Source organism: Rosenbergiella collisarenosi (genome assembly GCF_018494085.1).
In the GTDB taxonomy this organism is placed as follows: domain Bacteria; phylum Pseudomonadota; class Gammaproteobacteria; order Enterobacterales; family Enterobacteriaceae; genus Rosenbergiella; species Rosenbergiella collisarenosi.
Window position 1 is genome coordinate 231,716 of the sequence record NZ_JABBFP010000003.1, and the last position, 15,788, is coordinate 247,503.

The window sequence follows — 15,788 nt, forward strand, 5'->3', positions numbered from 1 at the left end:
GTTTTCTCCCTGTGGGCAGAAAAGCAGAGAGGCAAAATGCTCTACTTTTTCGAAAAAGATTTTTGAAATAATTCATAGTTCACAATAACGAGTTCGATATGTGAGAGAATTTACCATAAGTCACGCGTGGATTATTACCATAATCGTATCGCGTTGCGACAGAGTCGAATCCCGCTGCGACAAAAAGCGCTTGCACCGACAGGTGTTGCTGCCAGCCGTGCTCAACCAGTAGCCAACCTCCTGACGCTAACCACTGCGGCGCTTGCTCAATTATCAATCGCAGATCGGCGAGTCCCTGTCCCTCAGCGACAAGCGCGCTGCGTGGCTCGAAATTGACATCGCCTTGAGTGAGATGCGGATCGTCAGCATCGATATAGGGAGGATTCGTGACAATCATTTGAAAGGTAGTGGCCGCAAGATCACCGAACCAGTTGCTACGTTGAAAGCGACAGTTGGCGATCTGCAGACGATCAGCATTACGCTGCGCCAAAGTCACAGCCTCGTCGATTCGGTCAACCCCGAGAAACTGACTCTCGGGCCGCTCACTTCCGAGCGCTAGCGCAATTGCACCGGTACCCGTCCCGAGATCCAATACCTTGACTGGCGTGGCAGGCAACAAGCTTAACGCCTGCTCCACCAAAACTTCAGTATCAGGACGTGGGATCAGGGTCGCCGGTGAAACTGCCAAGGGTAACGACCAAAATTCACGTTCGCCACAAAGGTAGGCAATAGGCTCACCCTGTTGACGTCGCGCCACTAACTCGGCCAGTACGCCCTGCTGTTCAGCCGTCACCGCTACATCGTCAAAAGCAATTAGCCAGCTCCTAGGCTTCTGCAATACATGACCGAGGATTATCTCAGCATCACGTTTCGCGCTGTCGCTGTGCTGCAGTAAGGACTGTGCTTCGCGCAGCCAGTGACGGATCTGCATTACTCTTGGCCTGCTAGGGCCGCAAGCTGGTCTGCCTGATATTCTTGAACGACGGGTTCAATCAGGCTTTCGAGTTTACCCTGCATTGTCTCATCTAACCGATAGATCGTCAGGTTGATACGGTGATCCGTAATACGCCCTTGCGGGAAATTGTAGGTTCTAATACGGTCAGAACGATCACCGCTGCCTAACAAGTTACGACGGGTAGACGCTTCAGCCTCATGACGTTTCGCCATTTCGGCGGCGTGTATTCTCGCGCCAAGTACAGAGAGCGCCTTAGCCTTATTCTTATGCTGCGAACGTTCGTCCTGACACTCCACCACAATCCCGGTCGGTAAGTGGGTGATCCGAATGGCGGAATCAGTGGTGTTGACGTGCTGTCCCCCTGCTCCGGAAGAGCGGAAGGTATCGATTTTCAGATCTGACGGATTAATATCGGGCAGTTCGGCCTCCGGGATCTCGGGCATCACGGCGACGGTACAGGCCGACGTATGAATACGTCCTTGGGATTCAGTTTCGGGAACGCGCTGTACGCGATGTCCACCCGATTCGAACTTCATGCGGCCGTAAACGCCTGCCCCTTCAATCCTTGCGATAACCTCTTTGTAACCCCCATGTTCGCCCTCATTCGCGCTGACAATCTCAACACGCCAGCGATTCGCCTCGGCGTAGCGGCTATACATTCTAAATAGGTCGCCCGCAAACAGCGCGGCTTCATCGCCACCCGTTCCCGCGCGGACTTCGACAAAACAGGAGCGCTCATCGTCGGGATCTTTAGGGAGGAGCAAGACTTGTAAAGACTGTTCGAGGACTTCGTTCTGTGCCTTAGCCTCTTTCAACTCTTCCGCGGCCATCTCACGCATCTCTGGATCAGCCAGCATTTCGTTGGCGGTCTCAATGTCTTCTTGTACCTGACTCCATTGGCGGAAACACTGCGTGACATCCGTCAGCTGAGCATATTCTCGAGAAAGCGCCCGAAAGCGTTCTTGGTCAGCAATAACGCCGGCATCACCGAGCATTACTTCAACTTCTTCATGACGTTCCTGTAAGGCTTCAAGTTTGGCAACAATAGAAGATTTCATGTATGAATTATTTATCCAATAACAAAAGGGGAAACAACCCGGCCTAACTTAGGCCGAGGCTATCACGCAGGATTTGTAAACGTTCAGCATCGCCTTCACGCGCAGCTTGCTGGAGAGATTTAGTCGGTGAGTGGATCAGGCGGTTGGTGAGTTTATGAGCCATTTCTTGCATGACTTTCTGGGGATCCTGTCCTTGCGACAGTGCGGCGAGTGCGCGTTGCGTTAACTCTTCACGAATATCTTCCGCTTGATGGCGATAGTCGCGGATAACATCGACCGCATTTTGTGCGCGCAGCCAAGCCATAAACTCGCCACTTTCTTCGACAACTATAGTTTCTGCCTCAACGGCAGCGGCTTCACGCTGCGCCATATTGTGTTGAATAATGGTTTGTAAGTCATCGACGGTATAAAGATAGGTCGAGTCGAGCTTACCCACTTCAGGTTCAACGTCGCGCGGTACCGCGATGTCAACAATCAACATGGGCTGATGACGCCTCTGCTTCAACGCCCGTTCAACCATGCCTTTACCGATAACGGGTAGCGGACTGGCCGTTGACGAAATAATAATATCGGCCGAGGCGATCTTTTCGGGTAACGAGGCAAAATCGACGACTTCGGCATTTACCTCGTCGGCTAAGCGTTCAGCTCGCTCGCGTGTACGGTTAGTAATCATTAGACGCTTAACTTGGTGCTCGCGCAAATGGCGGGCGACCAGCTCAATGGTTTCGCCCGCGCCAACCAGCATAACCGTCACTTGTTTGAGTGATTCAAAAATTTGCCGGGCGAGCGTACAGGCCGCAAATGCCACCGATACCGCACTACTGCCAATGTCGGTTTCGGTACGTACGCGTTTCGCTACCGAGAACGTTTTTTGAAACATTCGCTCTAATTCGCCATTGATAACATGGCCGCGCTGCGATTCTGCGTAGGCTTTCTTGACTTGTCCAAGTATTTGCGGTTCACCTAGAACCAGAGAATCGAGGCCACTTGCGACCCGCATTAGATGGCTGACCGCGGCATTATTATGATGCCAATACAGGCTGTTAAGCACGTCGGTTTCATCGAGATGATGGTAATTACATAACCAATTAATCAGCTGCTGCTGGATGTCCTGCTGCTCGTCGACACTCAGGTAGAGTTCCGTACGATTACAGGTGGAAAGCACCACGCCACTATGAATAGAGGGCTGCGATAAGAGACTCTCTAACGCGTTATCTAAGATATCAGGGCCAAACGCCACCCGTTCGCGGAGCGCGACAGGAGCAGTTTTGTGATTTATTCCGAGTGCTAGCAGCGTCATAATAATGTGCTTAATTTACCCTACAAACCTTACAGGCATTTTTGTGCGGCCATTCTACAAGATGCAACCTGTCATGAAAAGCCATACAAAAGATAAGTGTGTAATAAGATTCTTTTCTGGCATGTGTTATGCTCAATATAGCATTGATCGTTAAAGTCCGCCGTCACAGACGGCCACTCTCAAGGAGAAAAGCGTGCGAGTTATCCCTGCAAATCGTTCCAGCATCGTTATTCCAGCCATTGCTCTGCTGTTAAGTGCATGCGTCTCTCAGCAAACACCTAAAGGCCCTTCTACCAGTCCTGATTCGGCTCAGTGGAAACAGCACCAAGCGCAAGTGACTGGCGTAACGCATTTTGAAACCCGCGGCGCTTTCGCCTACCTCTCTGACAAACAAAAAGTCTATGCGCGCTTTAACTGGCAACAGCAAGCGGCTGACCGCTACCGACTGCTCCTAACCAGCCCTATCGGCAGCACTGAGTTACAACTCGACCAGCAGGGAAATACCGTGCAACTGGTAGACAGTAAAGGTCAACGGTATATGAGCCACGATGCTCAATCGATGATCACCAAGTTGACAGGTATGCAGATCCCTCTTGATAACCTTCGCCAATGGATGTTAGGCCTTCCCGGCAATGCCGACCACTTTACCCTGAACGACCGCTACCAACTGCAAAGCGCTGATTATACGCAGCAAGGCGTGACCTGGCATGTGACCATCACGAGTTACAATAACGAGGTTTCCCCAGCCTTACCGGCGAACGTAGAGCTGACCACCGAAGGTCAACGTATCAAGCTCCGTATGGATAGCTGGAAGACACAATAATGCACCACTGGCCCTCCCCTGGAAAACTGAACTTATTCTTATATATTACTGGCCAGCGCGATGATGGTTACCACTGTTTGCAGACCCTGTTCCAATTTATTGATTACGGAGATGCGCTGACGTTTACCGTGGATCAGAACAACTATATTACGCTACAGAACGCTATCGATAATGTCGCGTGTGAAGAGAACCTGATATTCCGTGCGGCCTCCCTGTTAAAACATCATGCCGTCGATGATGGCAAAGGTGCTGCCAACCTAGGTGTGACTATCGGAATCGATAAGAAACTCCCCATGGGTGGGGGGCTAGGCGGCGGTTCGTCCAATGCCGCGACCACGCTTATCGCGTTAAACCAGTTATGGTCGCTAGACTACAGTCCCCAACAACTTGCCGAATTTGGGTTAACGCTCGGGGCTGATGTACCGATCTTTATTCATGGCCATGCGGCGCTAGCCGAAGGCATTGGCGAGCAACTGACGCCCGTCGCCCCTGCAGAAAAGTGGTATCTTATTGCCCATCCAGGAGTAAGTATTCCAACGCCCGTTATTTTTAACGATCCGGATCTTACCCGTGACACGGCAGTACGCAATATCACGGCGCTAATGGATTCTCCTTGGAGTAACGATTGCGAGGCGATCGCAAGAAAACGTTTTCGTAAGGTTGATGAATTGCTCAACTGGCTGCTAGAATACGCTCCGTCAAGACTGACGGGCACTGGCGCTTGCGTGTTTGCTGAATTCGACAGTGAAGCTGCTGCTCGTCAAGTCCTAACTCTCACTCCATCTTGGATGACCTGTTTTGTTGCAAAAGGGGCAAATATCTCCCCGCTGCATCGGCAGATGCTGGAGTGATTGACGGCGTGTAACAGGCTCACCTGTTCCAGAGTCTGTGCATGCTGTAACTCACCTATACCTGTGAGAATGCCCGATTAGCCGGGCATTCTTTGGACCCAAAGCCTGAGGTTTAACTCGTGCCTGATATGAAGCTTTTTGCTGGTAACGCCACGCCGGAACTAGCGCAACGCATTGCCAATCGTTTGTACACGACTCTAGGAAACGCCGCAGTTAGCCGTTTCAGCGACGGAGAAGTCAGTGTTCAGATCAACGAAAACGTACGGGGCGGTGACGTATTCATCATCCAATCTACCTGTGCACCGACCAATGACAACTTAATGGAATTGGTCGTTATGATTGATGCACTGCGTCGTGCCTCAGCCGGCCGTATCACCGCCGTCATTCCTTACTTTGGGTATGCTCGTCAGGACCGTCGTGTACGTTCCGCACGGGTACCGATTACCGCAAAGGTCGTTGCTGACTTCCTGTCTAGCGTTGGCGTTGACCGTGTCCTTACCGTTGACCTGCATGCTGAACAGATCCAAGGGTTCTTCGATGTTCCCGTCGATAACGTGTTCGGTAGCCCGATTCTACTCGAAGATATGTTACAACAGAAAATGGAGAACCCTATCGTGGTGTCTCCCGATATCGGTGGGGTCGTTCGTGCACGCGCGATCGCAAAACTGCTGAATGATACCGATATGGCCATCATCGATAAACGCCGCCCACGGGCGAACGTATCGCAAGTGATGCATATCATCGGGGATGTTGCGGGGCGTGACTGTATTCTGGTTGACGATATGATCGATACCGGTGGAACGCTGTGTAAAGCTGCAGAAGCATTGAAAGAACGTGGCGCAAAGCGCGTATTCGCCTATGCAACCCACCCGATTTTCTCAGGGAATGCATTAGAAAACCTACGAAACTCGGTGATCGATGAAGTGATAGTCTGCGATACCATTCCTCTGGCACCAGAAATTCAAGCGTTACCTAACGTAAGAACTCTGACCCTGTCGGGAATGTTGGCTGAAGCCATTCGTCGTATCAGTAATGAAGAGTCTATTTCTGCGATGTTTGAGCATTAATAGGTAGTAAAATGGGCCCGAGGGCCCATTTTGTTTGCAGCCTACGAGTGACGGCGATGATGACGATGCTGTTGGTGAAAACGTAGAAGATAATATTTCTCACATACTTTTTCCCGTCCGCTAAGTTGTGCGCCCATCAGCCAGAAAAATGCCCCGAGAAAGATCCCCAGCACTGAACCCGTCGCCCAGCTATCGGTGAAAATCGATCCTTCTGCCTGACTCAGTAGTGCGATTAATAAACTACTTACCGATAATACTAACCCTACTACCATCAAACCATTGCCTAATAATGACGTGTGCACGCGTTTCATTATTTACTCCTTGTCCGGCTCTTACATTAATTGACAAAAGTTTAAGCGTTAGCCTGACAATTATCTTTAACCTAGATCACAGTCTACGAATTTTTAACTTTTTGTGCGGCGTAAGAGTGACGCGATAAGGTAATGTTTTTGAACTTAACTCTCCCCTTGCAGTACACTATGCTTTTGTCGCGCATAGGATTATCTCAGTGAGTACCCTTAAATTAATTGTTGGCTTAGCGAATCCCGGTACTGAGTATGCGGCAACCCGTCATAACGCTGGTGCCTGGTATACCGATTTACTGGCCGACCGATTTCGCCAACCCTTAAAAGAAGAAGCGAAATTCTTTGGTGCGACCGCGCGTCTTGCCATTGCCGGACAAGATATTCGTCTACTCGTCCCCTCTACTTTTATGAACCTTAGCGGTAAAGCCGTTGCGGCAATGGCGAATTTTTACCGTATTAACCCGGACGAAATCCTCGTTGCTCACGACGAGATGGATCTCCCTCCCGGCGTAGCAAAATTCAAGCAAGGCGGCGGTCACGGCGGCCACAACGGGCTGAAAGATATTATTAGTAAACTGGGTAATGTCGCCGATTTTCATCGTTTACGTATCGGTATCGGTCATCCGGGTGACCGTAATAAAGTTACCGGTTTCGTGTTGGGTAAACCCCCTCTCAGTGAACAGAAACTGATCGACGATGCTGTGGATGAAGCCGCTCGCTGTACCGAGGTGTGGCTAAAAGAGGATCGCTTACGTGCGATGAATCGTTTACACAGTTTTAAAGCGAGCTGAGGCCGCTGCCCTCTTCGTTAAATCTGTGTATAATGCGACAAATTTTCTGCTATTGAGCGCGCTGTCGCCTAGCATATAACGTAATAAGGTAGTTAAGCATGGGATTCAAATGCGGTATCGTGGGCCTGCCAAATGTCGGTAAATCCACTCTTTTTAATGCACTGACTAAAGCGGGTATCGAAGCGGCTAACTTTCCGTTCTGTACCATCGAGCCCAATACCGGTGTTGTACCAATGCCCGACGCTCGCCTCGACCAGCTCGCGGAGATCGTAAAGCCGCAACGTACTATCGCCACGACGATGGAATTTGTCGATATTGCTGGCCTTGTTAAAGGCGCGTCGAAAGGTGAAGGCCTGGGTAACCAGTTCCTGACCAACATTCGTGAGACTGAAGCGATCGGCCACGTTGTGCGTTGCTTCGAGAACGACAACATCATCCACGTTTCCGGTACCGTTAACCCGGCTGACGATATCGATGTGATCAACACCGAACTCGCACTCTCTGACTTAGATACCTGCGAGCGCGCAATTCAACGCCTACAGAAGAAAGCTAAAGGCGGCGATAAAGATGCGAAAACCGAACTCGCGGTACTCGAAAAATGCCTGCCGCATTTAGAAAATGCGGGCATGTTACGTAGCCTCGCTCTAGATGCTGACGAGAAAGCGGCTATCCGCTACTTAAGCTTCCTGACGCTTAAGCCGACGATGTATATCGCTAACGTTAATGAAGATGGCTTCGAAAATAATCCTTACTTAGACCAAGTCTACGCCATCGCCGAGCAAGAAGGATCCGTCGTCGTGCCAGTCTGCGCCGCCGTCGAATCTGATATTTCTGAGCTCGAAGACGACGAACGCGATGAGTTTATGGCAGAACTGGGAATCGAAGAACCGGGCCTAAACCGTGTGATCCGTGCAGGTTACCGTTTACTTAACCTACAGACTTATTTCACCGCTGGCGTGAAAGAGGTTCGTGCTTGGACCATCCCAGTCGGCGCGACGGCACCACAGGCCGCGGGTAAAATCCACACCGATTTCGAAAAAGGCTTTATCCGCGCGCAAACTATCGGTTTCGATGACTTCGTTGCCAATAAAGGCGAGCAAGGCGCGAAAGAAGCTGGCAAGATGCGTGCTGAAGGGAAAGAGTATATCGTTAAAGATGGCGATATTATGAACTTCTTGTTTAACGTCTAATCCCTATCTCCTCTCTATGAGCGTTGCTTAGATCTCGCCGACATTAGAGAACGCGATACATCTTGACCACCAGATGGCTTAAGATAGCTCATAACCCCCACCCTAAGCGTGGGGGTTTATTTTTTGTGTATTCCAGCGATAAATAAGTATTAAGAAGTAACGACGTCTCCTCTAGATAGGATATATTGGTTCATGCTAAAAAGAGGGATGGGCGATGACTTTATCTAATGACGTTTATTGGAACCGTATGGTGCCAGAGTTATCAGTGACTGACTTCTCGGTCTCTCTTAACTTCTATACCCAAATACTCGGTTTTAGCATCATGGTTAGACGTCGCGATCCTGATTTTGCCTATATCAATCTTGGCGAAGCACAATTGATGCTCGAGCAGTATAGTAGTGATGCTTGGAATACCGCAGAGCTCATCAAACCCTTCGGCCGGGGTGTTAATTTCCAAATCGACGTTGACGATATAGACGTGATTTATCGTCGGGTAATGCGTAATAACGTCACGCTCTACAGAGAGCTCAAAGATAGTCACTACGATATTGGAAACCATATCGCCTGTCAGCGGGAATTCCTCCTCCAGGACCCAGATGGGTACCTACTACGTTTTAGTCAGTACATCGAGTAACACTCTTGCAATATGCTCGCCTTTATTCGAAGTGTGCAAATCTTGACCTCCTTGGTTTTTCCTCACAAATCGCGGTATAAATAAATCCGACTAGGTTTCCATTCTAAGGATAGATTAATGACACTCTGCGACAATTTACGCCAAGATGTTATCACTGCTATCGATACGTCGCTGACCGGCGACCTCTTATATCAGCGACTGCGCCCAGATATCACGCCTTACCTTACTGCGACGTCGAACATCCCCCTTAAGCACTTGAAGGCATGGGAACGGTTGATTCGACATAGCCTAGAGAGCAGCCTCTATGAGGCTAATGCACTCTCTGCCCGCTTTAAACACCACCAAGTAGGCTCGCTGCGCTGGTTAGATATAGTGAATAATAATGGCTTTAGGCGCGAGAAGGCCTTAATGCTGTTAGACAAGCCAGCACCAAACCGTTTTTTACTATCCCTACTTATGCGTCGGCTTAATGATTGGGTGCCGCAGGTCAGAAAAGCAGCTGGCGAAGCTTTATTACGTGTTGCTGCAGTTTCTGATCCTGAAATCGTCGTGGATGCCTTATTTGTTACCCTCCCCAACTGGAACGTGTGGGGAAGACTCACCGATCTGGAAAAACAGATCTTCATTCAGGTCATACAAATCACTGCGGTGACTCAAGCATTAAAAAATCGGCTTATTTCTGCCGCCCAAGGCCCGGTTGCGCTGATCTTTTCTCACCCCGCGCGCGCAGGCGTTTTCGACCACTGCCTTCTAGAGTTTGCGCAACAATCTAGGCAGCCCAGTTTACGCGCTAAGGCCTACCGGGCGATTTTCGAGGCGCAACTCGTTGCGTGTGAGGGGACAACATGGCAATGGGTAGATAAATCCCAAGGAAAAAGAAAACGCGTTCCAGTTTTTAGTGTGCGCAACCTTACGCAGTGCGTTTTGCTAAGCCAACACTTGGATACTGCCGCACACGACAGATCGCCACAGGTTCGGCGACTCGCAGGAGAAATTCTGATTAAGGAAATCGAACATATCGGCGATAACGCCTTTGCGCTCGCACGTTTACTCGCCGCAGATAAGTCACCCTCCGTCGCGGAAAGAGGCCGGTTTGCGTTAGCAGAACTCGTGTAGCCTGACTCCCATCAGGCTCCTTATCGCCCTCACGCAGATAAGCTGGCTAATTTCCCCCACCGTCGCGTTAAGCGATAGAGTCTCACCGCAATATGCATTACACTGCGCGCAGTTAAGACAGTCAGATATAAGGTAGGACAACATGGCATTAAACGGCACCATCACCACTTGGTTTAAAGAGAAAGGCTTTGGTTTTATCAAAGATGAAAATGGTGATAACCGTTATTTTCACGAGGTCAAGGTGAGCAACCCTGATCTGATCAAGAAAGATGCGGCGGTAACCTTCGAGCCCACCACCAATAATAAAGGCCTCTCGGCCTATGCGGTGAAAGTGATCCCAGCAAGTAAATACCTGTTTATCGCGGGAGAGCGGGTAAAACTGACGGCGATTAAAGACTATCGCTTATTTAGTGAAGAGGTTCCGGCGAATCAATCTATCGATAAAGCCAACACCATCTTAAGTGTTGGCATGTTGATGAATACGATCCGACCGAAGACCGATCAAAGCCCTGATGCAATGCGTACGTTACGTAAGATCGCAATTACCACTTTCCAAGGCGAGACCCTGACGTTTAGCGAAGATGAAGTGGATATTGATGAAACGGTAAAATTACTTAAGTTCAAGTAACTCACCGTATTCAGCCAGTAGCTACCCGCGAGATTGACCGTAATAAGCGTGCTCGCCATGCTTACGCAGATAGTGTTTATCCAGCAGCGCCGTCGACATCGCCGGTAATTCAGGCACCAGCTGCTGGCTAAATATCCCCATATAGGCAACCTCCTCCAATACGATCGCTGCCTCAAGGGCGTGCGCGGGATCTTTCCCCCAGGTAAACGGCCCATGAGAATGGACCAGAATACCCGGCATCTCCTCGGGGGGACGCTGGTGCTGGCGTAGGGTTTCCGCGATCACCACACCGGTGTGCCACTCATAGTGATCGTTAATCTCTTCGTTACGCATCGCACGGGTACAGGGCACCTCGCCATAGAAGTAGTCGGCATGAGTCGTCCCAAACGCCGGTAGGCTGCGTCCGGCTTGCGCCCAAATGGTGGCATGCCGCGAGTGGGTGTGCACAATGCCGCCAAGCTGTGGATAGGTAAGATAGAGGTAGCGGTGGGTCGGTAAATCCGAAGAAGGACGATAGCGCCCTTCCACCACCTCGCCACTTTCTAAGTTGACGACCACCATATCGTCGGCCGACATGCCACGGTAATCGACGCCAGAAGGCTTGATCACAAGCCACTGGCGGGACTCATCCACCCCGCTTACATTTCCCCACGTCAAGGTGACGAGATGGTGCTCGACTAGTGCCTGGTTTGCGGCGAAGACCTGCTGCTTTAGTGCTTCAAGCATAGAACCTCCTCTCAGGTTTACCGTTGTAGACGAAAATAAGCCTCGTTCCAGCGTAGCTGGTCACGAAAGCTCGCAATGGTACTATGCTGATCAATGACTGCTAGCTCCAGGCCATAGAGGTCTGCGAGCAGGCGCGTATCCGCAATGGTCAACGCTTGGCTAAACACAGTATGGTGGGCACCCCCCGCGATCATCCACGCCTCAGAGGCGGTAGCCAGGTCTGGCTGAGCGCGCCACAGTGCATTGGCAACCGGCAGCTTAGGTAGGGCATGAGGTGTCTCGATCGCATCAACCTGGTTAACGAGTAGACGGAAGCGGTCGCCGATATCGATTAGACTAACATTGATAGCGGGGCCGGTCGCGGTCGAGAAAATAAGGCGTGCGGGGTCGGCTTTACCCCCAATGCCTAGCGGTTGTACCTCTAAGATAGGTTTCTGCGCCGTCGCGATGCTTGGACATACCTCCAGCATATGCGACCCGAGTACCAAATCATTACCCTCTTCGAAGTGATAGGTATAGTCTTCCATAAATGAAGTCCCCCCCGCTAACCCTGTGGCCATCACCTTCAGCATGCGTACCAGCGCGGCGGTTTTCCAATCACCCTCCCCGGCGAAGCCATAGCCTTGTTGCATCAGCCTCTGAACCGCTAAGCCGGGGAGTTGCGCCAAACCATGCAGATCTTCAAAGGTGGTGGTAAAGGCATGGGCCTCGCGATCTTCCAGGAACTGTTTAATCCCCAGTTCAATACGTGCGGCATCGATAACATTCTGTCGTTTTTCCCCATGACGTTGCGCCACCGGGGTGAGCTGATAGAGCGTCTCGTACTCATCGACTAAAGCGTTGATATCACCCTGGCTCACCTGATTCACGACCGCAACGAGATCTCCGACCCCCCAAGTGTTTACGGAGTAGCCAAACCGGATTTGGGCGGCGACCTTATCGCCTTCGGTTACCGCGACTTCGCGCATATTATCGCCAAAACGCACGACTTTAAGCGATTGAGTATCTTGCTTAACGACGGCAGTGCGCATCCACTGCGCAAGGCGGCGTTGTGTCGCAGGCTGTTGCCAGTGACCGGTAATAACCTGATGCTCAAGCTGCATCCGCGCACCAATGAAGCCAAATTCGCGACCACCGTGTGCCGTCTGATTGAGGTTCATAAAGTCCATATCGATCTCGCCCCAAGGTAACGCCGCATTGAATTGGGTATGCAGCTGAAGCAAGGGCTTGCGGAGATCGACTAGACCGTTGATCCACATTTTGGCCGGTGAAAAGGTATGGAGCCACACGACAAGCCCCGCGCACTGCGTGCGATAATTCGCCTCACGCGTTAACGCTATCACCTCATGGGGCGTAGTGACTAACGGCTTAACGACCAGTTTGCAAGGTAACGTCCCCGAGTGATTAAGCGCTGCAACAACCTTTTCACCCTGAGCAACCACCTGCTTTAGGGTTTCTTCGCCATAGAGATGCTGGCTGCCGATAACGAACCACACTTCGTAGTGGTCAAAAATAGATTTCATCGTATTCTCCTACTAAAGGGGGTCTTGGTGATTGGGGGCGCAATAGTGTGGTTCGACACACTCGGCCCACTGTTGATAGCGTTGAAAAAGCTGCTGATAAGTGTTGACTAAGTCGGGTTGTGGTGAGAGCGTTCGCTCAACCTTACTGGCCATGACTGCCTGCGCACCGGCAATATCCGGATAATAGCCGGCCGCTACCGCACCAAAAATTGCGGCGCCGAGCGCACAACATTGGTCGGAGGCGAGGATCTCTAGGGGGCGATTAAGCACGTTACAGCATACCTGCATAATTACCGGGTTCTTTCTGGCGATCCCCCCCAGCGCCATCACATGATCGATCGCCACGCCTTGCTGAATAAAGCACTCCATAATCGCTCGCGCACCAAATGCGGTAGCCGCAATTAAGCCTCCAAATAAGGCAGGTGCATCGGTCGCTAGATTCAGGCCGGTAATCACCCCTTTCAGCCGTTGATTCGCTACCGGTGTGCGCCGACCATTAAACCAGTCAATGATGATCGGTAAATGATCGAGCTTAGGATCTTGCTGCCAGGCCTCGGTCAGGTCACGGAGCAGGTGTTGTTGATAATCGTTAAGCGCAGGCGCTAAGGCGGGCTGTTGCACGCTCAGTTGATGCAGCGGCCAGCGTAAGACACGTTCAAACCATGCATAAATATCGCCAAACGCCGATTGGCCGGCTTCCAGCCCGATGAGTTCCGGTACGACACTACCGCTGACTTGGCCACAAATCCCTCTAATGGTTTTACGCCCAAGCTGCTGCGGCTCGACCGTGACAATGTCACAAGTTGAGGTACCGATAACTTTTACTAAAGTATGAGGGCCGGCCCCCGCACCCACCGCCCCCATATGGCAATCAAACGCCCCTCCACTGATGATCACGGACTCAGGCAGCCCGAGCCGTGCTGCCCAAGCTGGACTGATCTGACCGACGGCATGGTCGGCGGTATGGGTATGCGTAAACAGCGGTAATTGTAGATGCTGTGCAAGCTGTGGCTCGATCGCATCGAAAAATGCTTGGGGAGGCAAGCCTTGCCAATCGTCATGCCACAACGCTTTATGACCCGCACTGCAGCGGCCCCGGACTAAGCGTTCTGGCGTTAGCTGATCGGTAAGGAGTGCTGGCACCCAATCGCAGAGCTCGACCCAAGAAACTGCTTGCTGAGCAACCTGCGGATCATGACGTGTAACATGGATAATCTTCGCCCAGAACCACTCGCTCGAGTAGACGCCGCCCGTGTAGGCGGTGTAATCAGTCGCACCCGCTAGGCGGCACTGCGCCGTAATTTCTTCAGCCTCTTGGACTGCCGTATGGTCCTTCCACAAAAGGAACATGGCATTAGGGTTATCCGCAAACTCTGGACGCAGGGCTAAAATCTGCCCTTGTGCATCGATCGGTGCAGGTGTCGAGCCTGTGCTGTCTACCCCGATACTAATAATCCCAGCCCGTTGCTCCGCCGTTAACTGCTGTAAGGTATCCGCTATCGCTTGTTGCAGCGCGTCGAGGTAGTCGAGGGGATGATGGCGAAATTGTCCATGTTCCGGCTGACAATAAAGCCCCTGTTGCCAGCGGGGATAATACGCAACACCGCTCGCGACTTCTGCGCCATTTTGGCAATCGACCGCCAATGCCCGTACTGAATCACTACCAAAATCAAGACCTAAGCTTAAGGGCATCGTCTGCTCCTCCTTCGTCATCACTCTAGGAGTCACCTTACTGGAGGGAGCGATATAGGGGTCAGGCTAGGGATGCTGAGGATATGGAGAAAAAGGCTATCTGTTACTGATCTGTGATAGAAGTCCGGTTTCTGCAACGAAGAATCGTCTTAACCGATGAAAGCTCCTTACTATGGGGAGAGACACGCGGAAAACTGCCCGTTAGCGATCAACGATAAGGACAATGCCATGTTCCGAAGAGCCTCTTCCCAGGCGCATCTCGAGCCACAACTCGACCCGCTCCTTCCCGGCTTCTCTTTTAACACCCACCTAGTGGCGGGACTCACGCCGATTGAAAAAGAGGGGCATCTCGACTTTTTTATCCATCGTCCCGAGGGTATGCAAGGCTATATCATTAATCACACGGTAAAAGGCCAAGGGCTTGTCTTAGGCGATAATGTTCAGCACCCGTGCCAGAGCGGCGATCTGTTATTGTTTTCACCCGAGGCGATTCACCATTATGGACGACATCCCGAGGCTACATCTTGGCACCATCAATGGGTCTATTTTCGTCCGCGCGCCTATTGGAGCGAATGGCTTAAATGGCCAGCATTACTTGCTGAGACTGGCCTGCATCGCCCTCATGAACAAGAGGCTGCACTCTATAGTGGTTTATTTTCTCAGATTATCGACACGGTTAGTGTCGGCGGCCCCTACTCGGAGATGCTAGCCATGAATCTACTCGAGCAACTACTCATTCGCCGACAGCAAGCGGTGGCCGATCCGTTGCAACGACAGCTCGACCCGCGTATTCATGCAGCGTGCCAGTATATGAACGAGCATCTTGGTGATAATCAATGGGAGATTAGCGATGTTGCGGAACACGTCTGCCTTTCTACCTCGCGTTTATCGCATCTCTTTAGGCAACATCTTGGGGTCAGTGTCTTGAAGTGGCGAGAGGATCAGCGGATTAATCAGGCTAAGCTGTTACTCAGTACCAGTCAGCTATCCATCGCATCGATTGGCTGTAGCGTGGGGTTTGATGATCAGCTCTATTTTTCGCGGGTGTTTCGCAAGTGTACTGGCAGTAGCCCGAGCGAATTTAGACAGAGCTTTCGCCGGCAGGGATGTGAAGGCCAGCGCTAACGCC

At 51.3% G+C, this 15,788-nt stretch carries 16 protein-coding genes; 9 read left to right on the forward strand and 7 right to left on the reverse strand.

Going from position 1 to position 15,788, the window contains the following annotated elements:
- Positions 1-79: 79 nt before the first annotated feature.
- The 3 genes from prmC to hemA are packed head-to-tail and all read right to left on the reverse strand — an operon-like array spanning position 80 to position 3,313.
- A complete protein-coding gene (prmC, locus tag HGT70_RS06825) occupies positions 80-931 on the reverse strand; it encodes a peptide chain release factor N(5)-glutamine methyltransferase (protein WP_214195372.1) in 852 nt (283 codons plus the stop codon).
- Positions 931-2,013, reverse strand: coding sequence for a peptide chain release factor 1 (prfA, locus tag HGT70_RS06830; RefSeq protein WP_214195373.1), 1,083 nt, complete (start codon positions 2,011-2,013; stop codon positions 931-933). Before prfA ends, prmC begins: the two co-directional genes overlap by 1 nt.
- A gap of 43 nt (positions 2,014-2,056) precedes the next feature.
- The gene (gene hemA, locus HGT70_RS06835) at positions 2,057-3,313 is read right to left on the reverse strand and encodes a glutamyl-tRNA reductase (protein WP_071430327.1); all 1,257 of its coding nucleotides are present in this window, start codon (positions 3,311-3,313) and stop codon (positions 2,057-2,059) included.
- A 193-nt stretch (positions 3,314-3,506) separates the two neighbouring features.
- Here hemA and lolB point away from each other — a divergent pair, with 193 nt between their 5' ends.
- The 3 genes from lolB (at position 3,507) to prs (ending at position 6,054) form a co-directional block, all read left to right on the forward strand.
- Positions 3,507-4,136, forward strand: a complete 630-nt coding sequence (gene lolB / locus HGT70_RS06840; protein ID WP_214195374.1) for a lipoprotein insertase outer membrane protein LolB — start codon at positions 3,507-3,509, stop codon at positions 4,134-4,136.
- Positions 4,133-4,987 (forward strand): 4-(cytidine 5'-diphospho)-2-C-methyl-D-erythritol kinase, encoded by an 855-nt coding sequence (ispE, locus tag HGT70_RS06845; RefSeq protein WP_214195501.1) that lies wholly within the window; start codon positions 4,133-4,135, stop codon positions 4,985-4,987. Before lolB ends, ispE begins: the two co-directional genes overlap by 4 nt.
- Positions 4,988-5,106: 119 nt before the next feature.
- Positions 5,107-6,054 (forward strand): ribose-phosphate diphosphokinase, encoded by a 948-nt coding sequence (prs, locus tag HGT70_RS06850; RefSeq protein ID WP_071430333.1) that lies wholly within the window; start codon positions 5,107-5,109, stop codon positions 6,052-6,054.
- A 41-nt stretch (positions 6,055-6,095) separates the two neighbouring features.
- Here the strand turns inward: prs and HGT70_RS06855 are convergent, their stop codons facing one another.
- On the reverse strand, positions 6,096-6,365 hold the full coding sequence (locus HGT70_RS06855; RefSeq protein WP_071430335.1) for a DUF2583 family protein: 270 nt from the start codon (positions 6,363-6,365) through the stop codon (positions 6,096-6,098).
- Positions 6,366-6,562: 197 nt separating this feature from the next.
- Here HGT70_RS06855 and pth point away from each other — a divergent pair, with 197 nt between their 5' ends.
- The 5 genes from pth to HGT70_RS06880 all read left to right on the forward strand — a co-directional run bounded on the left by pth (position 6,563) and on the right by HGT70_RS06880 (position 10,718).
- The gene (pth, locus tag HGT70_RS06860) at positions 6,563-7,150 is read left to right on the forward strand and encodes an aminoacyl-tRNA hydrolase (protein ID WP_214195375.1); all 588 of its coding nucleotides are present in this window, start codon (positions 6,563-6,565) and stop codon (positions 7,148-7,150) included.
- 98 nt (positions 7,151-7,248) lie between these two features.
- Positions 7,249-8,340 (forward strand): redox-regulated ATPase YchF, encoded by a 1,092-nt coding sequence (ychF, locus tag HGT70_RS06865; RefSeq protein ID WP_071430339.1) that lies wholly within the window; start codon positions 7,249-7,251, stop codon positions 8,338-8,340.
- Between the two features lie 214 nt (positions 8,341-8,554).
- A complete protein-coding gene (locus tag HGT70_RS06870; protein ID WP_214195376.1) occupies positions 8,555-8,974 on the forward strand; it encodes a bleomycin resistance protein in 420 nt (139 codons plus the stop codon).
- A 117-nt stretch (positions 8,975-9,091) separates the two neighbouring features.
- Complete coding sequence (locus HGT70_RS06875) at positions 9,092-10,090, forward strand: hypothetical protein (protein ID WP_214195377.1); 999 nt, start codon at positions 9,092-9,094, stop codon at positions 10,088-10,090.
- Between the two features lie 142 nt (positions 10,091-10,232).
- Positions 10,233-10,718, forward strand: coding sequence for a cold-shock protein (locus HGT70_RS06880; RefSeq protein ID WP_071430343.1), 486 nt, complete (start codon positions 10,233-10,235; stop codon positions 10,716-10,718).
- A gap of 21 nt (positions 10,719-10,739) precedes the next feature.
- Here HGT70_RS06880 and HGT70_RS06885 read toward each other — a convergent pair whose 3' ends face one another.
- The 3 genes from HGT70_RS06885 to HGT70_RS06895 are packed head-to-tail and all read right to left on the reverse strand — an operon-like array spanning position 10,740 to position 14,659.
- Complete coding sequence (locus tag HGT70_RS06885) at positions 10,740-11,444, reverse strand: L-ribulose-5-phosphate 4-epimerase (protein WP_214195378.1); 705 nt, start codon at positions 11,442-11,444, stop codon at positions 10,740-10,742.
- A gap of 17 nt (positions 11,445-11,461) precedes the next feature.
- Entirely contained in the window at positions 11,462-12,967 is a 1,506-nt protein-coding gene (araA, locus tag HGT70_RS06890; protein ID WP_214195379.1) for an L-arabinose isomerase, read from the reverse strand.
- 12 nt (positions 12,968-12,979) lie between these two features.
- A complete protein-coding gene (locus HGT70_RS06895) occupies positions 12,980-14,659 on the reverse strand; it encodes a ribulokinase (protein WP_214195380.1) in 1,680 nt (559 codons plus the stop codon).
- A 228-nt stretch (positions 14,660-14,887) separates the two neighbouring features.
- Between HGT70_RS06895 and araC the strand changes: the two genes are divergently transcribed.
- The gene (araC, locus tag HGT70_RS06900; RefSeq protein WP_214195502.1) at positions 14,888-15,784 is read left to right on the forward strand and encodes an arabinose operon transcriptional regulator AraC; all 897 of its coding nucleotides are present in this window, start codon (positions 14,888-14,890) and stop codon (positions 15,782-15,784) included.
- Positions 15,785-15,788: the final 4 nt, after the last annotated feature.